At 67.1% G+C, this 7664-nt stretch carries 8 protein-coding genes; 4 read left to right on the top strand and 4 right to left on the bottom strand.

The annotated features are described in order from the left end of the window. Both VJ673_RS04110 and VJ673_RS04105 read right to left on the bottom strand, forming a co-directional pair. Positions 1–741, bottom strand: a 741-nt coding sequence (locus VJ673_RS04110) for a branched-chain amino acid ABC transporter substrate-binding protein (RefSeq protein WP_324124764.1), incomplete at its 3' end; no start/stop codon positions are given. A gap of 541 nt (positions 742–1282) precedes the next feature. Continuing rightward, complete coding sequence (locus VJ673_RS04105) at positions 1283–2398, bottom strand: branched-chain amino acid ABC transporter substrate-binding protein (protein ID WP_324124763.1); 1116 nt, start codon at positions 2396–2398, stop codon at positions 1283–1285. A gap of 121 nt (positions 2399–2519) precedes the next feature. Here VJ673_RS04105 and VJ673_RS04100 point away from each other — a divergent pair, with 121 nt between their 5' ends. The 3 genes from VJ673_RS04100 to VJ673_RS04090 all read left to right on the top strand — a co-directional run bounded on the left by VJ673_RS04100 (position 2520) and on the right by VJ673_RS04090 (position 4437). Beyond that, positions 2520–3008: a hypothetical protein gene (locus tag VJ673_RS04100; protein WP_324124762.1), complete on the top strand. Its 489-nt coding sequence runs from the start codon at positions 2520–2522 to the stop codon at positions 3006–3008. Position 3009: 1 nt separating this feature from the next. Then, positions 3010–3504, top strand: a complete 495-nt coding sequence (gene bamE / locus VJ673_RS04095) for an outer membrane protein assembly factor BamE domain-containing protein (protein WP_324124761.1) — start codon at positions 3010–3012, stop codon at positions 3502–3504. A gap of 72 nt (positions 3505–3576) precedes the next feature. After that, complete coding sequence (locus tag VJ673_RS04090) at positions 3577–4437, top strand: alpha/beta fold hydrolase (protein WP_324124759.1); 861 nt, start codon at positions 3577–3579, stop codon at positions 4435–4437. 18 nt (positions 4438–4455) lie between these two features. Here the strand turns inward: VJ673_RS04090 and VJ673_RS04085 are convergent, their stop codons facing one another. Beyond that, positions 4456–6189 carry a SulP family inorganic anion transporter gene (locus tag VJ673_RS04085; RefSeq protein WP_324124758.1) on the bottom strand — a complete coding sequence of 578 codons (1734 nt, stop codon included), beginning with the start codon at positions 6187–6189 and terminating at the stop codon, positions 4456–4458. A gap of 65 nt (positions 6190–6254) precedes the next feature. Here VJ673_RS04085 and VJ673_RS04080 point away from each other — a divergent pair, with 65 nt between their 5' ends. Further along, on the top strand, positions 6255–7298 hold the full coding sequence (locus VJ673_RS04080) for an MBL fold metallo-hydrolase (protein ID WP_324124757.1): 1044 nt from the start codon (positions 6255–6257) through the stop codon (positions 7296–7298). A gap of 27 nt (positions 7299–7325) precedes the next feature. Here VJ673_RS04080 and VJ673_RS04075 read toward each other — a convergent pair. After that, positions 7326–7664 (bottom strand): VOC family protein (locus VJ673_RS04075; protein ID WP_324124756.1); only part of this gene is annotated, 339 nt, incomplete at its 5' end.

Below are 7664 nucleotides of genomic sequence, written 5' to 3'. Positions count from 1 at the left end.
GAACTTGGCTTCGACACCGAGCTGCTTCAGCTGGCGCAGCATCGGTCCGCCCTGCGCATCCATGCCGCCGAAGAAGATCACGTCGGGCTTGGCGCCGCGGATCTTCGTCAGGATCGCGTTGAAGTCGGTCGCCTTGTCGGTCGTGAACTCGCGCGCGACGATCTTGCCGCCGCCGGCCTTGATGGCCTTCTCGGTTTCGTCGGCGAGACCCTGGCCGTACGCGGTGCGGTCGTCGATGATCGCGACGGTCTTCGCCGCCAGGGGGCCAGCGATGAACTTGCCGAGTGCGCCGCCCTGCTGGACGTCGTTCGCGATCGTGCGGAACACGCCCTTGTAGCCCTGGTTGGTCAGCGTCGGGTTGGTCGCCGACGGCGTGATCATCGGAACGCCGGCCTGGTTGTAAATGCGCGACGCGGGGATCGTGGTGCCCGAGTTCAGGTGGCCGACGACGCCCTTGACGCCGGCGTCCATCAGGCGCTGCGCGACCGTGGTGCCGGTGCGCGGGTCGGCCTGGTCGTCCTCGCCCATCAGCTCGAACTTGACCTTCTTGCCGCCGATGGTGATGCCCTTGGCGTTGGCATCCTCGACGGCGAGCCGGGCGCCGTTTTCGTTGTCCTTGCCAAGATGCGCGATGGTGCCGGTGAGCGGCGCCACGCTGCCGATCTTGACGACCATTTCCTGGGCCTGGGCGGCCGACAGGCCGAAGCCCATGATGGCCAGTGCGACGACGGTCTTCTTCACGTGTGTTCCTCCAGCGAAATCGATTTTGATTGCCTGCCAGCGCGCCGCCGTCGTCCGGGTACGGACGGCAGATGCCGCTGTCAGGATGCTGCTCTTGTTAGCGCTTTTCGATTCGCTCCTCCGGGGTATGACCAAAGTCGGTACCTGGCGGGGCTGAAAAGTGCGCGTATTCTGCCCAAAAACCGCTCTGCGGTGCGTGACCGCGTCGACGTGCCGGAAGTCGGGCAGGTCCTGCGATGCAGCAAGGAGCTTGACTCTTGGTCGTTTCAGCGTGCCGCGCGGCCGAGGCCGTTCCCCGTAGACCTATTATTCATGGGGCTTTTGACGGATTCGACCGGTTTCACGACGGATTGCGCGCTGCACAAACCGTGCCATATTGTGGTTTTCCCTAATAAGGGACGCCAAACCTCCCGAAAGTCCCCTCTCGCGGGCGAGGACGAAAAAAAAGGGCGCCGCGGCGCCCCTTTGTGGTTCGTGCTCTGCGCCCCGTGCACATGATCGGTGCGTGCGCGGATTGCATATTTCGCTCCGTCGAGCCGGCTCAGTTCAACGCGTCCCACTTGCCGTTCTGGAAGCGGTACATCGTGATGCCGCCGTCGCGGATGTCGCCGTTCTTGTCGAACGAGATCTTGCCCGTCACGCCCGAGAAGCTGAGCTTCTGCAGCGCCGGCAGATACTTCGCGGGTTCGACCGAGTCGGCCGCCTTCATCGCCTCGATCAGCGACATGGCTGCGTCATAGCTGTACGGCGCGTAGAGCTGCACGTCGGCCTTGAAGTGCTCCTTGAAGCGGGTCTTGAACTGCGCGCCGCCGGGCATCTTCTCCATCGGGATGCCGGCCTGGGTGCAGTAGGTGTCGCCGCTCATCGCATCGCCCGCGAGCTTGATCATCTCGCCGGTGCAGGTGCCGTCGCCGCCGAGGAACTTCGCGCCGATGCCGAGCTGCTTCATCTGGCGCAGCATCGGTGCGGATTGCGCGTCCATGCCGCCGAAGAACACGGCGTCGGGCTGGCGGGCCTTGATCTTGGTGAGGATCGCGGTGAAGTCGGTCGCCTTGTCGGTCGTGAATTCGCGGCCGACGACCTGCACACCCTGCTGCTTGAGGCTCTCGGCGAAGGCATCGGCGAGGCCCTGGCCGTAGGCCGTGCGGTCGTCGATGATCGCGATCTTCTTCGCCTTCAGGTTCTGCACGGCGTACTTGGCCATCGCGGCGCCCTGCTGCAGGTCGTTGGCGATGACGCGGTAGGTGACCTTGTAGCCCTGCTGCGTGAGCTTGGGGTTCGTCGAGGACGGCGTGATGACCGGGATGCCGGCCTGTTCGTAGATGCGCGAGGCGGGAATCGAGGCGCCGGAGGTCACGTGGCCGACCACGCCCTTCACGCCGGCGTCGCTCAGGCGCTGCGCGACGGTGGTGGCGGTGCGCGGGTCGGCCTGGTCGTCTTCGCTGACCAGCTCGAAAGTCACCTTCTTGCCGCCGATGGTCAGGCCCTTCGCGTTGGCGTCTTCCAGCGCCAGCCGCACGCCGTTCTCGCCGTCCTTGCCGATATGAGCAATCGGGCCGGTCAGCGGGCCGGCGTGGCCGATCTTCACGACGGTCTGGGCATGGGCCGCAGTCGCGGTGAGTGCGGCGAGCGCCAGGGCGATCAGGGTTTTATGCATTTGCTCTTTCTCCTCGTGTTTGCAATCAGTCACCGGGTTTGGGTTGCGCCGCCGGCCCGGCTGGTGCGATTCTAGCCCACGCGCGTGGCGCGCACCCGGAGATCGAGGAGACATCCCGCTCATGAAGCGATTCCTGGCCCTGCTGTGCAGCGTACTGACGGCGCTCGGCGTCGGCGGCTGCGACTATATGAACCTGAAGGAACTGAAGCCCGGCGTATCGACGGCGATGGACGTGCGCGAGCGCATGGGCACCCCGGGCATGGAGTGGCCCAATGCCGATGGCTCGGTGACCTGGGAATACACGCGCCAGCCCCAGGGCACCGAGTGCTTCATGATGACGATCGGCGCCGACGGCGTGCTGCGCAAGATCGACCAGGTGTTGAACGAAGGCACTTTCATCCGCATCCAAAAGGGCATGAGCCCCGACGAAGTGCGCCGACTGCTCGGCGCGCCGGCCTCCCAGCAGCGCTTCGAGCTCGCGCACGAAACGGTGTGGAACTGGCGCATCAAGTCGGACTTCGTCAGCGAGGGGGCTTTCTTCTCGGTCCATTTCAACGACGACGGGCGCGTCGAGCGCACCGGGCACACGACCGATTACCGGGGGAACTGACATGAGCACACCGTGGCGCGGCATCGCGACGCTGGCGCTGGCCCTGCTGGCAGGCTGCGCGACTTTCCCCGCGCCGCGCCAGGTCTCGACCGAGGCCGAGGCGCTGGCGGTTTTCGGCGAGCCGGTAGAGCGCTGGCACAACGGCGACAGCACGACGACGCTCGAATACTCGACGCAGCCGATGGGCGCAACTGCGCTGATGATCACCGTCGACCGCTCGGGCGCGGTGCTGCGTCAGGAAGATGCGCTCTCCCAGGAGAATCTCGCCCGCGTCGAACGCGGCATGACTCGGGAGCAGGTCTCGCGCCTGCTCGGTCGGCATCGCTCGGTGGAGCGCTTCGTGCTGAGCGGCGAGGAAGTCTGGGACTGGAACATCCGCAATGACGGGCCGGGCGTCGCAACGCGCTTCAATGTGCACTTCATCGACGGCAAGGTCGTGCGGACGAGCCGCAGCTTCGTGTATCCGAACGACGGGATGGACCGATCGAACCGCTAGGGATCCGTTCTCCTTCGGAACATGACCGCGAAGGTTTATACTGCGCTGCACAATAGACAGCGCGAGCGCCTCATGCAGCCCTTTCTTGCCGACGACGGAGAAGTCATCCACGTAGCGATCACCGGCGACGGCCGCCCGATGGTGCTGCTGCACGGGTGGACCGCGACGCATCGCGACTGGAACCCCTTCGTCTCGACCTTCGGCGCGAGCCATCGCGTCTTCCGCTGGGATGCGCGCGGTCACGGCGGTCATCCGTTGACGATCGGGCAGGCGCCGACCGTCGAGCGCATGGCGCGCGACCTCGAAAACCTGATGGCGCATTGGGATCTGCACGACGCCGTCGTAATCGGCCACTCGATGGGCGCGCTAACCCTATGGCAGTACCTTCGCGACTTCGGCACGAAGCGTCTGTCGCAGGTCGTCTTCATCGACCAGTCGCCGCGGCTCCTGACCGACGAGCACTGGACGAACGGCATCTACGGCGACTTCGACAATGAACGCAATGCGGCTTTCGTGCGCGATCTCGAACAGGATTTCGCCGAGACAGTGCTGCGCCTCGTCGCCAACGGCCTCAACGAGCGCGGCCGTCGCAAGTATCTCGAAAACGGCAAGGGCATGCAGATGGCCCGTGAGCGCCTGCGCGCCCTCGATCCCGCGCCGCTGATCGCGTGCTGGAAGAGCCTCACCGCGGCCGACTACCGCGAAGTACTCGCGCGCATCGACGTGCCGGCGCTGCTGATCTACGGCGAGGAGAGCAATTTCTACACGTCGACGACCGCGCACTGGGTGCGCGATGCGATCCCCAACGCACGGATGCACGTCTATGACGGCGTCGACCACGCGCCCCACCTGTGGCAGGCCGAGCGCTTCCTGCACGACGTGCTCGATTTCGTCGGTGCGGACTGCGACGAGAGCTGCGCGATGTGCGCCTGAGCCCGATCGCGCATCGCCTCACGCCGCGCCGGCGTCGACCCCCTGTTCGAGGTCGCGCTGCAGGCGGCGGAAGGCCTTGATCGCGGCGCGCAGCGTCGGGAAGGTCGAATCGCGGATCGGCCCGACGTCGATGCCGCGCCCTTCCAGGTAGGTCGCGATTTCGGACGTCCGTCCCGCGAACTTCAGCTGGATCCCGCGCAGCGCCAGCGCGTCGCGTACCTCCTTCAGCATGTAGTAGCCCGTGACGTCGATGCGGCTCACCGGTAGCAGGTCGAGCACGAGCCAGCGCGGTCCCGGACCGACGGGCACGGCGGCGCCGAGCACCTGCTGGCGGAAGTAGGGGGCGTTGAAGAAGACCAGCGGCGCGTTGAAGCGCAGCAAGGTCAGGCCGTCGAGCATGCGCGCGTCGGCAAAGTGGCGTGTCGGATGCACGCCGGGCAGGCCCTCGACCTCGCCCAGCACCTCGACCGGCGGCCGTGCGGTCAGGCGCACGAAGCGCACCAACGCAATCGCCACCGCGACGAGGATCGCCTGGATCATGCCGCTGACGATCACACCGACGAGTACCGCCAGCGCGAGCCAGAATTCGTTACGATCGAGCCCCCACAGCGCGCGCAGCGCGGTGAGATCGAAGAGGTAGATGCCCGTATAGACCAGCACGGCGCCCAGCGCGGCGACGGGCACGTACTGTAGCGGTCCGGTCAGGACGACCAGTGCGAGGGCGACCCCCGCGGCGGCCACCAGGCTCACCATCTGCGTGCGTCCGCCCGAGGCTTCGCTCACCGCCGTGCGCGAGCCGGCGCCACTGACCGCGAAGCCCCCCAGCATCGACGAGGCGAGGTTGGCGACGCCGAGCGCCGCGAACTCGCGCTCGGGATCGATCTCGTAGCCGTTGCGTGCGGCGAAGCTGCGCGCCGTCAGCATCGCACTCGAAAAGCTGACCAGCGTGATGCCCGCGCTGGCGCTGAAGAGGGTGTGCACCCCGGTGCCGCTCAGGTGGGGTAGGGCGAGCTGAGGCAGGCCCGCGGGGACCGGCCCGATCACCGCCACGCCATAGTTTGCGAGCCCGAGCAGCGCCGTCAGTGCGCCGGTGGCGACCAGCACGACCAGCGCCGCGGGCAGCCGCGGCAGGCGCCGCCGCGTCCACCCGAGCGTCGCGAACGCGAGGGCCCCGACCGCGAGTGTCGGAAAGTGCACCTGCGGCAGCTTTTCGACGACTTCGCGCAGGCTATCGACGATGTCGCGCGACTCGACCGGAAAGCCGAGCAGCTTGCCGAGCTGGCCGAGCACGATCGACAGCGCGATGCCGTTGAGGAAGCCGATCAGGATCGGTTTGGACAGGAAGTCCGCGAAGGCGCCTAGGCGCATGCGGCTCGCGACAAGGCACATCAGGCCGACGAGGAAGGTCAGCGCGAGCGACCAGGCGCGGTATTCGGGCGATCCGACGGCCGCGATCGGCGCGAGCGCGGCCGCGAGCATCGCGCAGGTGGGCGCGTCCGGGCCGACGATGAGCTGGCGCGAGGAGCCGAACAAGGCATAGGCGATCATCGAGATCATCGACGCGTACAGCCCCGACGCGGGCGGAAACCCGGCGAGTTCGGCATAGGCGACGCTCACCGGAATTGCGACCGCCGTCACCGACAGGCCGGCGGCGACGTCGTGCGGGAAGTCCTCGCGCCGATAGTCGCGCAGCATCCGCACGCCGGGCGCGAGGCGGAACAGGAACAACCACTCAGGGGGCAGCAGCTTCATGGCAACTCCCGCGCGTGACCGGTCTATATTGCACTTATCGGCGGCCCGATGGGGAGGGGGCGGACATGATTCTCGAACAGTTTCGGGCGGGCGGCTGCCTGTCCTATCTCGTCGGCTGCGAGCAGCGCTGCGGCGCGCTGCTGATCGATCCCGAGATCAGCCTCGTCGACCGCTATCTCGCGAGTTGCTCGCACCACGGTCTGCAGATCCACTACCTCTACGATACGCATACCCACGCCGATCATTTCTCGGCGAGCCGCACGCTCGCGCGCCGCCTCGAAGTGCCGGTCGTGATGCACCGCCTGAGCCCCGCCCCCTACGTCGACATCCGCGTCGACGACGGCGAGGCGCTGATCGTCGGCAACCTGCGTCTGCAGATCCTGCACACGCCGGGCCACACCGTCGACTCCACCTGCGTGCGCGTCGAGGACTGCCTCTTCTCGGGCGATACGCTGCTGATCGGTGCGACCGGCCGCACCGACCTGCCGACCGGCGACCCGGTGGCGCTGTACCACAGCCTGTTCGACCGCCTGCTGAAGTTGCCGCCGGAGACGCGCGTCTTCCCCGCGCACAACTACCGCGACCAGGAGAGCACGACCATCGGCACCGAGCTCGCGACCAACCCGCGGCTGCAGGTCGGCGATCGCGACGCTTTCGTCGCGCTGATGAACAGCCTCGACCTCAAGGCGCCCGATCATCTCACCGAGGCCTTGCGCGTCAATTGCAGCGGCGGGCAGTCGGTCGCCCAGTTGATCGCCGAGGCTGCCGACCGGATCGCCTTCATGTCGATCGACGAGGTCAGCGCCCGCGCGCTCGCGCCCGAGCCCGGCATCACGATCCTCGATGTGCGCGAGACCGAGGACTACCGCCGCGCCCACATCCCCGGAGCGCTGCACATCCCGCGCGGACAGCTCGAACTGCGCGTCGACGGCATCCTGCCCGATCCGACGCGCCGCATCGTCGTCTACTGCGAGTACGGCAAGATCTCCACGCTCGCCACCGCGATGCTGCGCCGCCTCGGCTTCAGCCGCGCCGTCGCCCTCGACGGCGGCTTCCGAAATTGGCGTGAGGCCTCGCTCCCGGTCGAAGGCGAGGGCGCGGGTGGCTGAGGTCTCGGGTGAAGACCGGGGTAGGCGCTAGTCAGCCGAGCAGAACCAGAGCTTGTTGCCTTCGCTGTCGAGGAAGGCGCCGATGAAGAAGCGTTCGTCGTAGCGATCGACCGGGTTCGAGATCTTCACGTCGCGCCGCTTCAGCGCCTCCTCGGTCGCGCGCGCGCTGGCGCACTCGAGCGTGATGCGCGGATTGGGTTCGGCGGTCGGCGTGCCATACCAGCCCTCCTTGAGCATCAACACGATGCCGCCGAGCTTGAATCCGACCTCTTCGCCGCCTTCGTCCGCCGGTTCGAGGCCCAGCGTCTGGCCATAGAAGCGTTTCGCCCGCGCCATGTCGTGCACCGCCAGCGCCACGACCTTGAC

Source organism: Aromatoleum sp. (assembly GCF_035254505.1).
Taxonomy (GTDB): domain Bacteria; phylum Pseudomonadota; class Gammaproteobacteria; order Burkholderiales; family Rhodocyclaceae; genus Aromatoleum.
This window is presented reverse-complemented; position numbering and strand designations above follow the sequence as displayed.